This is a genomic window from Sphingobacterium sp. G1-14 (assembly GCF_002196555.1).
Lineage (GTDB): Bacteria > Bacteroidota > Bacteroidia > Sphingobacteriales > Sphingobacteriaceae > Sphingobacterium > Sphingobacterium siyangense.
Map to the genome: position 1 here is coordinate 4,165,047 of NZ_CP021381.1, position 16,076 is coordinate 4,181,122.

The 16,076-nt window shown below is 39.0% G+C and carries 13 protein-coding genes; 8 read left to right on the forward strand and 5 right to left on the reverse strand.

The genetic code is table 11. The features are described from left to right. Positions 1-161: 161 nt before the first annotated feature. On the reverse strand, positions 162-938 hold the full coding sequence (locus CBM24_RS18065; protein WP_075993377.1) for an XRE family transcriptional regulator: 777 nt from the start codon (positions 936-938) through the stop codon (positions 162-164). 102 nt (positions 939-1,040) lie between these two features. Between CBM24_RS18065 and CBM24_RS18070 the strand changes: the two genes are divergently transcribed. Continuing rightward, complete coding sequence (locus CBM24_RS18070) at positions 1,041-1,364, forward strand: hypothetical protein (RefSeq protein WP_075993378.1); 324 nt, start codon at positions 1,041-1,043, stop codon at positions 1,362-1,364. A 75-nt stretch (positions 1,365-1,439) separates the two neighbouring features. Here CBM24_RS18070 and CBM24_RS18075 read toward each other — a convergent pair whose 3' ends face one another. After that, the gene (locus CBM24_RS18075) at positions 1,440-3,833 is read right to left on the reverse strand and encodes a penicillin-binding protein 1A (RefSeq protein WP_083663678.1); all 2,394 of its coding nucleotides are present in this window, start codon (positions 3,831-3,833) and stop codon (positions 1,440-1,442) included. A gap of 383 nt (positions 3,834-4,216) precedes the next feature. Here CBM24_RS18075 and rpoN point away from each other — a divergent pair, with 383 nt between their 5' ends. The 3 genes from rpoN (at position 4,217) to CBM24_RS18090 (ending at position 7,806) form a co-directional block, all read left to right on the forward strand. Next, positions 4,217-5,683, forward strand: a complete 1,467-nt coding sequence (gene rpoN, locus CBM24_RS18080; protein ID WP_075993380.1) for an RNA polymerase factor sigma-54 — start codon at positions 4,217-4,219, stop codon at positions 5,681-5,683. A gap of 80 nt (positions 5,684-5,763) precedes the next feature. Beyond that, positions 5,764-6,639, forward strand: coding sequence for a carbon-nitrogen hydrolase (locus CBM24_RS18085; RefSeq protein ID WP_075993381.1), 876 nt, complete (start codon positions 5,764-5,766; stop codon positions 6,637-6,639). Between the two features lie 90 nt (positions 6,640-6,729). Continuing rightward, on the forward strand, positions 6,730-7,806 hold the full coding sequence (locus CBM24_RS18090) for an agmatine/peptidylarginine deiminase (RefSeq protein ID WP_088162215.1): 1,077 nt from the start codon (positions 6,730-6,732) through the stop codon (positions 7,804-7,806). Between the two features lie 107 nt (positions 7,807-7,913). Here CBM24_RS18090 and agaR read toward each other — a convergent pair whose 3' ends face one another. The 3 genes from agaR to proS all read right to left on the reverse strand — a co-directional run bounded on the left by agaR (position 7,914) and on the right by proS (position 11,178). Continuing rightward, positions 7,914-8,675 carry a transcriptional repressor AgaR gene (agaR, locus tag CBM24_RS18095; RefSeq protein WP_075993383.1) on the reverse strand — a complete coding sequence of 254 codons (762 nt, stop codon included), beginning with the start codon at positions 8,673-8,675 and terminating at the stop codon, positions 7,914-7,916. A 222-nt stretch (positions 8,676-8,897) separates the two neighbouring features. Further along, complete coding sequence (locus tag CBM24_RS18100) at positions 8,898-9,686, reverse strand: GDP-L-fucose synthase (protein ID WP_088162216.1); 789 nt, start codon at positions 9,684-9,686, stop codon at positions 8,898-8,900. Between the two features lie 19 nt (positions 9,687-9,705). After that, positions 9,706-11,178, reverse strand: coding sequence for a proline--tRNA ligase (proS, locus tag CBM24_RS18105; protein WP_075993385.1), 1,473 nt, complete (start codon positions 11,176-11,178; stop codon positions 9,706-9,708). 178 nt (positions 11,179-11,356) lie between these two features. Between proS and CBM24_RS18110 the strand changes: the two genes are divergently transcribed. The 4 genes from CBM24_RS18110 (at position 11,357) to CBM24_RS18125 (ending at position 16,063) form a co-directional block, all read left to right on the forward strand. Further along, on the forward strand, positions 11,357-12,550 hold the full coding sequence (locus CBM24_RS18110; RefSeq protein WP_088162217.1) for a hypothetical protein: 1,194 nt from the start codon (positions 11,357-11,359) through the stop codon (positions 12,548-12,550). A gap of 70 nt (positions 12,551-12,620) precedes the next feature. Next, entirely contained in the window at positions 12,621-14,213 is a 1,593-nt protein-coding gene (locus CBM24_RS18115) for a hypothetical protein (RefSeq protein ID WP_088162218.1), read from the forward strand. Positions 14,214-14,372: 159 nt separating this feature from the next. Continuing rightward, positions 14,373-15,128, forward strand: a complete 756-nt coding sequence (locus CBM24_RS18120; protein WP_075993388.1) for a hypothetical protein — start codon at positions 14,373-14,375, stop codon at positions 15,126-15,128. Positions 15,129-15,139: 11 nt separating this feature from the next. Further along, on the forward strand, positions 15,140-16,063 hold the full coding sequence (locus CBM24_RS18125; RefSeq protein ID WP_088162219.1) for a LysM peptidoglycan-binding domain-containing protein: 924 nt from the start codon (positions 15,140-15,142) through the stop codon (positions 16,061-16,063). The last annotated feature ends 13 nt before the right edge of the window (positions 16,064-16,076 follow it).

Sequence of the window (16,076 nt, forward strand, 5' to 3'; positions counted from 1 at the left end):
CAAATATAGCATTTTATAAAATAAAAAACAAAATTAGATAGATTGTTTTTATATTCGACACCCCTACATTCCCTATAAAAACAAGCTATCGATCGCTCCTCGGTCATAGAAATTATCTTCACAGTGCAACTATATCGTAAAAAAACGCAGACAATTCTCTACTATTTTGAACCATCTACCACCGCATTAATTGTTTTCTGCATTTGCGCCATCATACTCGTCAGCGTTTCCATTGTTGGCTCTGGCGTAGGCTCAGGCAATTGTGTACTGATAAAAGCCTTCGCTTTCCATACTTCAAGAATGTCCGCAGTCTCCACCCAATAAGGTTCATATGTTTTATTGTCTGAAACGAGCTTCAAACCCTTATCTTCTTTAAATTTAAAAGCGATACGCTTATAAACCACGCCATCTTCCTTAGACAATATAACATAGGTACTCCCCGGCTTGATATCATGCCAGTTCTCCACATACTCCGCTACAATAATGGACCCCGATGGCAAAGGTAACATCGAGTCTCCCTTTATTTCAAAAGCACGAAATGTCCCTTGACCAAACATAGGCAGCGAAAACTTAGGCAACTCAGCAACATATTCCGGATCACCATACCCATTTAAATACCCGGCACTAGCCTTAACCGGAACAAGTTCGATATTTTCACGATCATCCGCATCTACAGTCACACTAAGCACCCTTAAATTTGAGGCATTGCTTTTGGGAACCGGCTTCCATTTATCATCAATAACATCGTTTGCCAATTCATCCATAGTCAAACCATAGAATTCGGCAATCTTCTTTAATAACTCATATTTGGGCTCTGCTCGATCTTCCTCGTACGCGCCCACAGACGCACGCTTAATTTCCATAAGATCAGCAAATTGTTGCTGTGTGATTTTTTTTCCTTTTCGAAGGAACTTCAGATTGGACGAAATATTTGACATATTATTTTTTCAAAAAAATATTTTGCAAAAACTAATTTTATTAGTAATATTGTGCCAATAAAATTAGTAAATATATTTTAAACGTCCAAATAATTTAGCATTATGAACAATTTTATTGTATATATATCAACTGACAACAATCGTAAACACTTCAAAATCGGCCTCAGTTCCAACATCTTTAGTACAGTAATGGAATTACAGCAATCCAATAGTTTTATTTTCAACCAAGGCCCCAGTTTAAATCGAATAATCTACACAGAATCTTTCACGAATTCAGAGACCGCCAATAAGAGAATAAGCGAACTACAACATTTTACAACCATGCAAGTCGAACGGCTCATTCGTAAATACAACCCTAACTGGAATAATCTTTTTCCACAGCAACACCAAGCGTTCGCCAAGAGAGATTCCAACCACGCAGCCTAGCATAAAAAAAGCCACCTTAGTTAAACTAGGGGGCCATCTTTATTTTTTAGATAGAATCCTCTTTAATAAGTAGTATCAGTTTTGACTACCAACCTCCTCCAACGAGGATGACCCTTCGCTACTCGTTCCACTATCAGCACCTTCATGATTACGCTCAACAGGATGCTCCGCTCCCTCTTCCTCAGGTCCGATAAATCCTTCATCAGCGGGCTCTTCTACCTGTGTGGAATCACTCTGATCTGGCTCTGGATCACTATAACGCGGAGTTTCGCACTTGTAAGATTTCGTAATTTCAACTGTAGGACTAGGAAACTTACCTTGCGTATACCCCAACTGTTTATCTTTATAAACAGACTCCATATATACCCCAAATATCGGTAATGCTGTACGAGAACCTTCTCCCGAATGAGAATTTTTAAAGTGAATACTCCGCTCGTCACAACCAACCCAAACACCTGTAACCAAGTCTTTGGTCACCCCCATATACCAGCCATCCACATATTCCGAAGAAGTACCTGTCTTTCCGCCGATTTCATTTTCCTTATCAAATAAATCCCATTCCCACAATCCCTGAGATGTACCCCCAGGTTCTTCCATACCACCACGCAACATATACGTCATCAACCAGGCATCTTGCTTATCCACCACTTGTTTGCGCTCCGCCTGAAAAGTAGCAATAACATTACCATCATGATCTTCGATCTTAGACACTAATAAAGGAGTGACACGCTCACCGTGATTCATCATCGTCGAGTACCCATTCACCATTTCAAAAACAGAAACATCATTAGGCCCTAACCCCACAGAGGCAACCGGATTTAATTTACTTGTGATACCACAACGATGTGCCGCATCAACAACTTTAGCAGGCGTAACCATGTCAGTTAACTGAACCGTAACCGAATTGATGGAACGTGCCATTGCATGACGCAACGACATTTCACGATAGGAAAAATTCCAGTCTGCATTTTTAGGTTCCCATATCTCCACGGAATCCCCTTTATCAATCTTGATCGTAACAGGCTTGTCGGTAATCTTATCACATGGAGACATCCCTGACTCCAAGGCAGCCAAGTATACAAAAGGTTTAAATGTAGACCCCGCTTGTCGCTTCGCCTGCATCACGTGATCATACTTAAAATATTGATGGTTGATCCCACCCACCCATGCTTTAATTTCACCCGAATACGGATCCATAGACATCATGCCTGCATTTAACATCATGGCATAATATTTCAAAGAATCCATTGTAGACATATCCTTTTCGATCTTACTGCCATCCTTCCAATTATAAACTTCGATCTTCTTCTTTTTATTCAGAAAGTAATTGATGCTATCAGGGGTATTTGCATATTTCTTACTCAAAAAAGCATAATAAGGAGTTTTCTTTGCCAAATTATCCAGGAAGTTGGGGATAACTTTACCTGATAAATCACGCCAAGGCTCCTGTCCCTCCCAGGTGTTATTTAGACGTTGCTGTAATTCAATCATTTGTTTCGCCACAGCCTCTTCAGCATGCTTTTGAAGTTTAGAATTTATCGTCGTGTAAATTTTCAAACCGTCTGTATAGATATCATAATTGTTATCCTCAGACCATTTTTCCAACCACTTAGCTACTGCAGCACGTAAGTAAGAATCTCCACCCGCATTAAGATCTTGACTATTTGTATTCAAAACAATCTTCTCCTTAACCAGATTATCATACTCTTCTTTTTTCAGAAAACCACCTTTATACATTTGACTTAAAACGGTGTTTTTTCGCACAAAAGCATTTTCGGGATTACGAATAGGATTATATAAAGTCGTACCTTTTAACATGCCAATCAAAACAGCAGCTTCGGTCTGATTCAATTGATTCGCTCCTTTTGAAAAATAGCGCTTTGCAGCAGTTTCAATCCCATAGGCATTATTACTGAAGGATACCGTATTTAAATACATCTCCAATATCTGATTTTTGGAATAACGTTGCTCCAATTTATAAGCCGTCATCCACTCCTTAAACTTCGTGATCACCAAGCCCGCGACGGGAAGACGCGTCAACAATCCACCGGCCTTATTATAACGTGTACGATAAAGATTTTTAGCTAACTGTTGCGTAATTGTACTTGCACCACGCTTATCCCCTTTTAATGTAGAGATAATACCTGACCCTAGACCAAAAAAATCAACACCATTATGACTATAAAAACGCACATCCTCAGTTGCTATCAACGCATTAGTAACAGACTTCGGAATGCTATCAAATGGAATTGGATTTCTATCCTCGTCGAAATAACGACCAATTAAAACACTATCTGCCGTGTATAATTCCGTGGAGATATTCACACTGGGCATAACAATATCCTTTTTTGTCGGAGAATAACCAAAGAGCCACAGAAAATTCAATTGTATAGCACACACCAATATAATGATAAAATATATTGCTATAAGGAGATAACGAAGAATCCTATTCTTAATACGTTTAAACATAAATGGAAATTTATCTTATATTCAACACATCCGACCAGCAAAAGGTTTTACGCCCGTCCAATATGCCTTTTTATCTATTTTCAGGGGCTAAATATACAACTAAATAAATCGCTGTAATCAACTATTTACATTTTTTAACAATAAAAAACACCCGCCAAAGAACTGTAAAATACGACATAATTCGAAAGGATGGATTTTGGAAATTACAACGACGACTAAATAAGAACAGCCCGGTATGGAGAAAACAAGCCCAGTCTCAAATTTGTTCATAAATTCTCCCGCGTTCCACAAATATTATACCCATTTTTTATTTATTATCGATTTTATTTTAAAATAATAATGATATTTGTTTAAATTTAGATGTAAAAAAGTCAACTATTAGCATGTTAAAACAAACATTACAACAAAAGCTATTACAGAAATTGTCCCCGCAACAAATACAATTTATAAAATTGTTGCAGGTTCCGACTGTTTCATTAGATGCGAGAATCAAGGAAGAATTAGAAGAAAACCCTGCGTTAGAAGATGGTAGCTTGACTAATATGACCGATCCTATAGAAGAGTATCCCGATAAAGATCCAGACGATAATTTTGACAATGAAGATGGATTTGACTCAGAAGACTTTAGTTTAGAAGATTACATCCAGGAAGACGATTTCAAAGATTACGGCAATGGCTATGACTACGGAGACGACGATGACGACCGGAAAGAAATGCCCGTTGCTATTCAGCACTCCTTTTATGAGCAGTTACAACAACAATTAGACCTTTTAGCTTTAGATGACAAGCACTTTTTAATTGGCCAACAAATCATTGGCAGTCTAGATGACGACGGCTATTTACGCCGTCCAATAATCAATCTTGTCGACGACCTAGCTTTTGGTCAAAATGTAATGACTGATGAGCAGGAAGTTCTAGACATGCTAAAAGTAATTCAAGATTTTGAGCCTGCGGGAATTGGAGCACGAGATCTGCAAGAGTGCCTATTGATCCAATTACAAAAAAAAGACACACAAAATCCCACAATCAAACTCGCTATTAAAGTCGTAGCGAATTACCTTGAAGAATTCACCAAAAAGCATTATGATAAATTAGAAAAATCTTTAGGAGTTTCATCAGAGGATTTAAAAAACGTCGTCAACGAGATCCTAAAACTTAATCCTAAACCAGGAGATTCTGGTGCAGTCGCGGGCAAACAGCTTCATATTATCCCGGATTTCCATATCAGCAATAATGATGGAACACTGCATTTGACTTTAAATGGCCGAAATGCGCCTGAGCTCCGCATAAGTCGTGATTACCAACACATGTTTGAACATTACGAGAAATCGGATCAAAAGGATAAAAAAATGAAAGAGGCTGTGCAATTCGTCAAACAAAAACTTGACTCAGCCAAATGGTTTATTGATGCAATAAAACAGCGTCAACAAACCTTACTAAAAACAATGAATGCAATCATGGAATACCAATATGATTATTTCCTCACTGGTGATGATCGTAAGTTAAAACCAATGATATTGAAAGACATCGCCGACAAAATCGATATGGATATATCTACGGTGTCGCGGGTAGCAAATTCAAAATACGTGCAAACAGAATTCGGAACATTTCTCTTAAAATCATTTTTCTCTGAAGCGATCCAGACTGATTCTGGTGAAGAAGTATCCAATAAAGAGGTTAAGAAAATATTGGAGGAATGCATCTCAAAAGAAAATAAACGGAAACCCTTGGCTGACGAGAAACTAACTGAGATCCTAAAAGAAAAAGGATACAATATTGCGCGGCGAACGGTGGCAAAATATCGGGAAGCATTGAATATTCCTGTGGCAAGATTACGAAAAGAGCTCTAAGAGCTCTTTTTGTTTTTCCCACAGACCAAATCCAAATTAAGAATAGTATCTTTGTGCTGTATTAAAATAAGCATTAAAGAATGAGCAAAGTAAAAGTTGGAGTTGTACAGATGAGCTGTACCGCAAGCAAACAAGAGAATCTCGAAAAAGCTATCGCTAAAGTAAAAGAAGCCGCTGCAAAAGGTGCGCAAATTGTGTGTCTGCAAGAACTATTTACCTCTTTATATTTCTGCGATGTGGAAGATTACGACAATTTCGCACTGGCTGAATCCATTCCCGGCCCATCGACGGACGCCCTATCGGCTGTTGCTAAAGAAGCAGGCGTCGTAATTATCGCTTCATTATTTGAAAAAAGAGCAGAGGGACTGTACCATAATACAACCGCTGTATTGGATGCAGATGGTTCCTATTTAGGAAAATACCGCAAAATGCATATCCCAGATGATCCTGCATTTTATGAAAAATTCTATTTTACCCCAGGAGATTTAGGCTACAAAGTATTCAAAACAAAATTTGGAAGAATAGGCATTTTAATTTGCTGGGATCAATGGTACCCTGAAGCATCTCGAATTACCGCATTAATGGGTGCAGAAATCTTATTCTACCCTACAGCTATTGGATGGGCAACAGACCAAGATGAAGAAACCAACAAAGATCAATATAATGCGTGGCAAACAATACAACGCTCCCATGCCGTTGCAAATGGTGTTCCTGTTGTATCCGTTAATCGCGTAGGATTTGAGCAAAATGGCGCAATGAAATTCTGGGGTGGAAGCTTCGTAACAAATGGACAGGGTAAATTGCTTTATCTTGCCTCACATGACAAAGAAGAAATTGAAGTCGTCGAATTGGACTTAAATGAATCAGACTATTTCAGAAAACATTGGCCATTTTTGAGAGACCGAAGAATCGAAACATACGCACCGATCACCAAACGTTTTATTGACGAAGACTAATATCGGATATTCTAGCCATTTCGGTTTCGAACGCACACAACTGTGCTGAAACGAACTGAAATGGCTTTTTTTAATCCCATTAAAATAAGTATGGAACAAAAAAAGACATTCACACAGGAATATTTTGACAATTCCCCAAAACAACAGGGCTTCTCATTTCCCGCAGAATGGGCAAAACAAGAAGCCTTATGGTTGAGCTGGCCACATAAAGAGGAATCCTGGCCTGGGAAGATCGAAACAATATACAAACCCTATTGCGAATTTATTAAAGTCGTAGCAGCAGGGCAAAAAGTAAGGATTAACGTCGCTAACGAGGAAATGCAAAATTTTGCTATTACCGCGCTTAAAGAAGTAACAACAGATTTTAGCAATATCGAATTCTATTTTAATCCGACTAACGATGCTTGGTGTAGAGACCACGGTCCCGCTTTTATTATTAACCAGGCTACAAATCAAAAAGCAGTTGTCGACTGGGGCTATAATGCCTGGGGTGGAAAATACCCTCCTTTCGACCTGGATGACGTCGTTCCTACGCGTATTGCCAAAGAATTTAACCTTCCTTTGTATACCCCTGATATCGTCATGGAGGGCGGTTCAGTTGAGTTTAATGGCGCAGGAACAATCATGACAACAACCGCTTGTCTATTGAATAAAAACCGAAATCCACACCTGACAAAAGAACAAATAGAAACCTATTTGAAAGAATTTTACGGTCAGGAACAGGTTTTATGGCTTGGAGACGGTATCGTTGGAGACGATACAGATGGGCACATTGATGATATTACACGTTTCATCAACGAAAACACCGTTTTAACGGTTGTAGAGGAAGATCCAACAGACGAGAACTATGAGATACTTCAAGAAAATCTAGCAACACTTCGTTCATTTAGACTCTTAAATGGAGAGCCTCTGCATATCATTGAGCTCCCAATGCCAGCACCGGTCATCTATGACGAAACAAGATTACCTGCTTCTTATGCTAATTTCTACATTGCAAACGATGTTGTTGTAGTACCGATCTTCAACGATAAAAATGACCAAAGAGCACTGGATATCATCCAAGGCTGTTTCCCTACACGTAAAGTCATAGGAATAAATTCCGTCGACATTATTTGGGGGCTGGGAAGTTTCCACTGTTTAAGCCAGCAAGAGCCGGCGTTGAGCTAAAAAAAACTATCCATAAAGAAAATGTCCCCAAATAGTTAAACACTCTTTTGGGGACATTTTTTATGATAAAGATAAGCAGCTCCGCTTTGATTTTTAGTTAAGCCGTGTTAAACAACAATAACATTTACCCCCGCTTTTTCTAACGATTCCACAAAGCTTGTATTTACTTTGTCATCGGTAATTAATATATCAATTTTATCAAAACCACAAATCCGCCCGAAGCTTCGTCGTCCGAATTTAGACGAATCTGCTAGTACAACAACCTTTTGAGCCGTATCGATCATAATGCGATTTAATTGTGCCTCCTGCGCACTTGAGGTTGATACACCATATTCTAAGTCAATACCGTCCACACCCAAAAATAATTTACTGCAGTAAAAATCCTGCAATAAATTTTCTGCATACTTTCCAGTTACGGATGTTGAAGTCTTGCGAAGCGTTCCGCCCATCTGCATGATTTCAACCGAAGGATATTTGATCAATTCCATCGCAACATTCAATGCCGAAGTTACTACAGTGATATTTCCTTTAGGAATGATCTGTTTTGCCAGCGACTGCATGGTCGTTCCTGAAGCGATAATGATTGAATCATTTTCCTCAATCATTTCAGCCGCTTTTTTTCCGATCCGGCTTTTATCGTCCGAACGAAGCTTCTCTTTTTCAAATACTGTACGGTCAGTCGTATAAGGATTATATTGTGTTGCCCCGCCATGCGTTCTAAACAACAATCCACTATCTTCCAACAAGGTCAAATCTTTCCGAATGGTTACAGAGGAAACGCCCAATTCCTCACATAGATCAATTACCTGAACTACGCCGACCTCCTTTAATTGTTTTAAGATATATTGATGTCTTTCTACATTTGTCATGGCTCTATTTATAATAAGCTGTTAAAATACTAAATCTATTATCGGTTTGTTTAAAGGAATATGTCGATATCTTGAAAAAATCCATCGATATCAATAAATTTCAACAAATATGACTTTCTACTTAAATTTCCCTCAGTAGAATTGATGTTAAAATAATGAAATTATTTAATTTTTTCACGCTGACAATCATAAATTCATTTTTATTTTAAAAAGAAAAATGAATTAAAATTGCAAAGGATCAGGCAGGACAAATTGATAATCCAGTTCCTCTAGAAGTAATCTTCCGCTAACTATTTTTTGCGTCACATCCCCGGCTTCGAACGCAAGTGGCAAAGCATAGCCATATTTTTTTGCCGAAGCTAGAATAACATCCTTTTTCTTAGGATGTAAGGGAGCAACAACATTGTATACAGTATGCTTAAGCGCATTGCAAGATGCTGCCTCTAACAGTCTGATCACATCATCGATATGAACAAAATTGGCGGGCTGTTCCCCCGTCGTACAGATACGTTCGGAAAAATATTTGGCAAAAACACGATTTTTACCAAACAAACCTCCTAATCGATAAATTATAGTATCATCCAATCCCAACATACTTGCTTCAGCAAGCAAGAGTTTTGATGAAAGTTCGGTTATATCTGCATAGGATTCATCAAATACGCCATCTTTGTCCGGATAAATTCCAATAGAGCTCAGGAAGACTTGTTTCTTCCATGTCATATGCGCATAAAATGATTTGATATTCGAAAATCTGTTTTCAAGGATCGCTACACTATTTTTCTGACTTGCAGGTATACTGTTTAATACGAAGTCAAATTGAGTAGGTAAATCTACCTGTGCTGGAAAATTTTCATAATCAAAGTCTAAAATAAACGAAAAAATACCATCGGCTTTAAGCCGATGGTATTTCTCAGATGTTGTTGTACTAGCCCAAACCTCATGGCCTTGATGCTTCATATGCATCGCAAAAGATTCTGCGAGCCAACCACATCCCAAAATGAGTATCCTCATATTACGACAACACTATTTATTAATAAGCTTTTGCAAACAGTACACGTCGACTTGAAGGTTTCCCTGTAAAGATACAGATACCTTCCTCTTCCTTCGCATCCAAAGGAATACAACGAATTGTTGCCTTAGTTTCTTCTTTTACACGTTTTTCCGTTTCTGTTGTTCCATCCCAATGACAAGAGATAAAACCACCCTTACCTTCCAGTACTTCTTTAAACTCATCATAAGAATTCACTTCAGTAAAATGAGATGTCCTGAAATTTAACGCTTTTTGATATATATTTTCTTGTATTGTATCCAGCAATTGTACAATGGTACCAGCCAAGCCTTCCTGAGCAACCGTTTCTTTCGTTTGAGTATCACGACGCGCCAATTCTACTGTACCATTTTGCATATCTCTCGCTCCAACAGCTACACGTACAGGAACACCCTTTAACTCCCATTCTGCAAATTTAAAACCTGGACGTTGTGTGTCCCGATCGTCGTATTTTACCGATATATCGTTCACACGCAATTCATTGGTCAACTGATTCACAAATGCATCGATTTGCGCTTTTTCTTCTTCAGTCTTAAAAATCGGAACGATGACAACTTGAATTGGTGCCAATTTTGGCGGCAATACCAATCCTTGATCATCTGAGTGAGCCATAATCAATGCGCCCATCAGACGTGTAGAAACCCCCCAGGAAGTCGCCCAAACATGTTCCAATTTACCTTCTTTAGAAGTAAATTTCACGTCAAACGCCTTTGCAAAGTTTTGGCCAAGAAAATGAGAAGTTCCTGCTTGTAATGCTTTTCCATCCTGCATCAATGCTTCAATACAATACGTATCCAAGGCACCCGCAAAACGCTCGTTTTCTGTTTTTCTACCACGTACAACAGGCACAGCCAGTATCTTTTCAGCAAATTCAGCATACACATCAAGCATACGTTCTGTTTCTTCAATAGCCTCTTCTCTTGTTGCATGGGCTGTATGGCCCTCCTGCCATAAAAACTCGGCAGTACGCAAGAAAAGACGTGTACGCATTTCCCATCGTACAACGTTCGCCCATTGATTGACCAAAATTGGAAGATCACGATAAGATTCAATCCATCCACGATAGGTGTTCCAAATAATCGTTTCGGAAGTCGGGCGCACGATCAACTCTTCCTCCAATTTCGCGTCTTCATCCACGACGATCTTACCTGTACCATCGTTTTTTAATCGATAATGAGTTACTACCGCACATTCGGTAGCAAAGCCTTCCACATGCGCCGCCTCTTTAGAAAAAAACGATTTGGGAATGAATAAAGGGAAATAAGCGTTGCTATGACCTGTTTCTTTAAATCTTTTATCTAAGATCGCTTGCATCCTTTCCCAGATAGCGTATCCGTAGGGTTTAATCACCATACAGCCTCGTACAGCTGAATTTTCAGCTAGATCAGCTTTAATCACAAGCTCGTTATACCATTGTGAATAATCTTCAGCACGACTTGTTATTCCTTTACTCATATGAAATTGATAAATTATTGTAACATTATTACGTTAAATCTCGTCTGTAATTCTAATACGAAAAGCGTTCAATAAAAAATATTTGTATTTTTGATTACTTCGATTAAACCCCCTTGAGAAATTTGCGTCTAAGATAGTAAATAAGGCTGTATAATCGAAAATAAGGATTTAGGATATTATGAAAAAAAATAGATTATTTATCGGAGCACTTGCCATAACAGGAGCGTTCATGCTTGGTTCCTGCGGTACAAGTAGGCAAATCTATGGCGACGATGTCTATGGCAATAATGGGCAAGCTAGACAAAAGGTTTATCAAAGCCCAGATTACTATTACACAGATGCAGATCAGGCCCAACCAAACGGGCAAGCGCAAGGCGGTTACTATGATGACGAATATTCTGATCAGGATTACAACAATGATTCCTATGAAGATCTTGAATATGCCAATCGTATCAACCGTTTCTATTACGCTAGTCCGGGCATGACGTATTTCGACCCATTTTTTGATCCATGGTATGGTTATGGTTTCGGCGGTTGGTACGGATACGGCCCATCGTTCGGAATGGGATGGGGATGGAACTCTGGATGGGGTTCATCTTGGTCTATCGGCCTCGGATGGGGTTGGGGATCTAGCTGGGGCTGGGGATCTCCTTGGTATGGCGGTTACAGACCTTGGGGTGGCTGGTATGGCGGCGGCTACTGGGGATCTGGTTGGTACGGAAACGGTTACTGGGGCGGTGGTTACTGGGGTAACTCAAGACCACGCTATGCATCAAGTAGATCTGTATACAGAGACAACTATAACACGCGCAGTTCATCATCAAGAACCCGAACTTCAGGTGGATATGACCGCAACAGCGTTGCTCGAAATTCTGGAGGATATGACCGTACCGGCGTAGCACGTGATTCTAGAGGAAGGATTACATCCGTTGCTAGCAGATCAAGAAATTCTGATGGCACAGTATCGTCACGGAGCTCTTCATACGATAGAACTGGAGGAAGAACAAGAACATCGGATGGTGTGTCGAATAGAGCTTACTCAGACGGTATGCGTTCAAGAACCTCAGATAGAGTCAATGGTTCCTATCCAAACAACACACGGAGCACCTCTAGCGGATATTATAATAATGATTCCAGATCACGAAACAGTTCAGGTGAGGTATCTCGTCCAATGAGCCGTTCGATGGAAACACGTTCCAGCAACCCAAGCTCAACGTCAAGACCATCGTATACTCCGCCAACAAGAAGCTATGATAGTGGTTCATCATCACGCTCTAGTGGTGGTTTTTCTGGAGGTGGTAGTTCTAGATCTTCGGGAGGAGGCTTCTCCGGAGGCGGTAGCTCAAGATCAAGTGGAGGACGTACTCGATAGTTAAAAGCATTTAAACAGTAGCATACAGCATCTTGTGTGCTACTGATTATTATTGACGATATTTTAGCATATGACAATCAAAAAATTACTTTTTGGAACTGCATTCGTTTTAGGTGCAGCAGGGACTACTCAAGCGCAATATACGAAAGATGTACTTTTATTCTCCCAAGGGGACAATGGCGGAACAGCTCGTTTTAAAGCCATGGGAAATGCTTCAACTGCTTTAGGTGGAGATATAAGTTCAATTACGAGTAACCCTGCAGGTTTGGGTTACTTCAATCAGTCTGATGTATCAGTAACTGGTAGGTACCTTAACAATAAAAACAAAACCGACTATTTTGGTCAAAACTCAAACAGCAGCAAGAATAATTTCAACTTAGATAATGCTGGAATCGTTTTTCACCTCCCAACTTACCGCAATGGAGGTAACCTGGATAGAGGCTGGTTGAATTTTAATGTTGGTATTGCTTATAACCGCAATTATGTCTATAACAACCTGCTAGAGTATCGAGGAGTAAATAATACAAGTTCGATATCAGATGCTTATTCAGACCGTCTTTCGGACGTCGGAGGAACACAAGGTTGGGGCCAGGAAGTCTATAACAACTCTTTATTATTCGACGTAGACCCCAAAAATGCAGGCGCTTATATCCCGATTACTGTCGGCGGAACTTTTGATGGAAAAAATGGCTTTAATCAAGTAAATTCCATTCTAGAAAAAGGTAGTAAATCCGAATCTGTATTGTCATTTGGAGCCAATTATAGTAACAAATTGTATTTAGGAGCCTCTTTAGGTTTCACCGCATTTAGCTACGACAATTCCAGCTGGTTTACAGAATATGGTCAAACAATGACCCCCGACCAATTAAAAGCCATCAACAAAGATTCAGAATTTTTAAAACCAACCAATGCCCAAAAGTATGCCATGTTGGATAAAGATTATGAATTATATGATGATTATGCGCAAGCCACTGATGGTACCGGTGTCGACTTTAAACTTGGGGTAATCTATAAATTTACGCCAACGTTTAGCATGGGATTCACCGCTAAGTCACCTACATTTATGAGCATCCGGGATGAATCGTATAGTAATTCTGAGTTCCGTTACTTCAGACCAAATGAAGACAAATCATTTAAAGAGTATAGAACCAGTGATGACGCAGGACACAGTTACTTGGAATATAATATGAATACCCCCTATAAATTGTCTCTTGGGGCGAGCCAATTATTTTCAAGAGGGCTAATAACCGCTGATGTCGAATGGGTAGATTATGCAGCTATGCGTTTTAAAGATGTAGGAAACTACAGTAAAACGTTAGAAAAGAACATGAACCAAAACATCAAAGATACTTACCAAGGTGCTTTTAATGCCCGAATTGGTGGTGAAGTGATGTTTGACAATGTATTCAGCGGAAGAGCTGGTTTCAACTACAGTGGTAATCCCTATAAAAATGCAGACTATACGAATTATACAGCATCTTTAGGTATTGGCGCTAAACTTGGCCGTGGTATGTATGTTGATTTGACTGGCGCGTATAATGCAGTCAACTACAAAGAAAGCCCATATTTGATTAATGAGAACTACTGGAATAATGCTAGTCCTGTAGCAGACATAAAAAATCAACGGACTAATGTTGTACTAACAATTGGTTCAAAATTTTAAACTATATTTTTCTCAAAAAAGTCCAGCGATGTCTGGACTTTTTTTTGAGAAAAAATAGCAGAAAACAAACATAAAACACGATAAAATTAGTTTACGCGTGATTATACTTGTATATAAAGGTAACTTTATCTAAGTTTGTCGCCTTGGATTGAAAATTACATGGCAAATCACACAATTTCAAAAGCATTCAATTTCATTTTTACATACCCCATTTGGCGGATAGAAATCGATGCGGAGAATAAATTGATCGCTGTGGAGACCAGAAACCCAGACGATACCCTACCCTATTTTAATGTAGTCACTTTTGAAGGAACTTACGTATTACAAGACTTCAAGGCAATAGCCAAAGAGTGGGTCCTAGCTGGAATTCAATGCAAAAAATTAATACTTAAGAAGATTGCCAATAATTCACCTATCGACGCAGGCATACAGGTAATCGATTGCTACAACCCACAGCTACAAGAAACCTGGTTCAACTACATATTCATCGGTATGGTTGATCAAGGTGTACTTATTAGACCAAAAGTAATAGCAGAAGGCTTCCAATTATTTTTGAACCTCCAATCGATGTCGATTGAAAGCAAAAATGAAATTCCCTTTAAACCTTATGCCAGCGAGCTCGTCTATCCTATTATCTACAATGGTGAAATTCCCCTTTTTTTGAAGGACTTCCCAATTGATGGTGAAATCTGGATAAATACGGTGAATGACTACTTTATTTGGGCTTTCTATGAAAAAGACAGAAACAATCGTTATCAAATCAGGCTAGTGCAATCCACAAAAGAAAAATTGACAGAGTCTATTATTGCAGTTTCCGAGCTGGAACTAAAGCTCTTCAACATTTATTTTCTTATTCACGAACAAATATTCCTTTTGACAGATAATAAACGGGAGTTTGTTTCGTATTTAGTATAATTGCAAAATATATGAAAGTTTTATTCGAATTAAAAACATATAAAAAGATAGCTATTCTATCCATCGCGATATTAGCTATTCAACAAGTTGAAGCAAAGAATTCAACTTCTTTACGTACTGATTTTATCCCTGATTCAGTAGGGACTGAAGCAATCAATGGTGAAGAATACGTGTTGTTCAAAATTGAAAAAGGAGACAATTATTACCAGTTAAGTAAAAAGTATCAAACAACGGTGGGTCAATTGACCCAAATAAATGGTAATGGAACATTAAGCCTGGGGCAAATTGTTAAGATTCCGACAGGTCGAAAAGCGAAATCAACAGTAAGCAACGACCGTGGAAATACGGCAGTGCAAAACCCGCGTAATCCGCAACAGCAAGAAGGTTTTACGGAATATATCGTTGGAGAGAAAGAGACACTTTATGCCATATCTAAAAGATTCAGTATTTCTGTTGAAGATATCAAAAAAGCGAACAATTTAAAAAATAACGTTATTGGCGGTGGAATGAAGCTTATGATCCCCAACCAGCCCCTACCTCCTGAACGGCCAAAATTAGTTGAACCTAAAGGAATCGAAATTGTAACACCTGATTCTACAGACAATGACGATAAAGAAGAAAATCAAATTTCAACAAACCGCTACGGAATACGCGAAAAGTCCGAACGTGGTATCGGTGTGTGGATTGATGGACTTTCATCCCAGGGTACAAGCAACCTTGCTCTTCATAAGAGCGCTCCAGTAGGTACTATTCTAAAAATTACCAACCCAATGACCAAAAGTGTTACTTACGCTAAAGTGGTCGGTAAATTTAATGATAATGCCGAAAACCAAAATGCAATTGTCGTGTTGTCAAAGTCTGCCGCCGCAAGCATAGGCGCACTTGACAAACGCTTCCAGGTCGAAATTGCGTATGGATTACCTCTAGAAAATTAACAGAATAAAATAG

Coding starts and splice junctions, on each gene's coding strand:
- rpoN (WP_075993380.1), top strand. CDS start 4,217: ATGTTAAAACAAACATTACAACAAAAGCTATTACAGAAATTGTCCCCG.
- agaR (WP_075993383.1), bottom strand. CDS start 8,675: ATGACAAATGTAGAAAGACATCAATATATCTTAAAACAATTAAAGGAG.
- CBM24_RS18110 (WP_088162217.1), top strand. CDS start 11,357: ATGAAAAAAAATAGATTATTTATCGGAGCACTTGCCATAACAGGAGCG.
- CBM24_RS18085 (WP_075993381.1), top strand. CDS start 5,764: ATGAGCAAAGTAAAAGTTGGAGTTGTACAGATGAGCTGTACCGCAAGC.
- CBM24_RS18125 (WP_088162219.1), top strand. CDS start 15,140: ATGAAAGTTTTATTCGAATTAAAAACATATAAAAAGATAGCTATTCTA.
- CBM24_RS18100 (WP_088162216.1), bottom strand. CDS start 9,686: ATGAGGATACTCATTTTGGGATGTGGTTGGCTCGCAGAATCTTTTGCG.
- CBM24_RS18090 (WP_088162215.1), top strand. CDS start 6,730: ATGGAACAAAAAAAGACATTCACACAGGAATATTTTGACAATTCCCCA.
- CBM24_RS18115 (WP_088162218.1), top strand. CDS start 12,621: ATGACAATCAAAAAATTACTTTTTGGAACTGCATTCGTTTTAGGTGCA.
- CBM24_RS18070 (WP_075993378.1), top strand. CDS start 1,041: ATGAACAATTTTATTGTATATATATCAACTGACAACAATCGTAAACAC.
- CBM24_RS18075 (WP_083663678.1), bottom strand. CDS start 3,833: ATGTTTAAACGTATTAAGAATAGGATTCTTCGTTATCTCCTTATAGCA.
- CBM24_RS18065 (WP_075993377.1), bottom strand. CDS start 938: ATGTCAAATATTTCGTCCAATCTGAAGTTCCTTCGAAAAGGAAAAAAA.
- CBM24_RS18120 (WP_075993388.1), top strand. CDS start 14,373: ATGGCAAATCACACAATTTCAAAAGCATTCAATTTCATTTTTACATAC.
- proS (WP_075993385.1), bottom strand. CDS start 11,178: ATGAGTAAAGGAATAACAAGTCGTGCTGAAGATTATTCACAATGGTAT.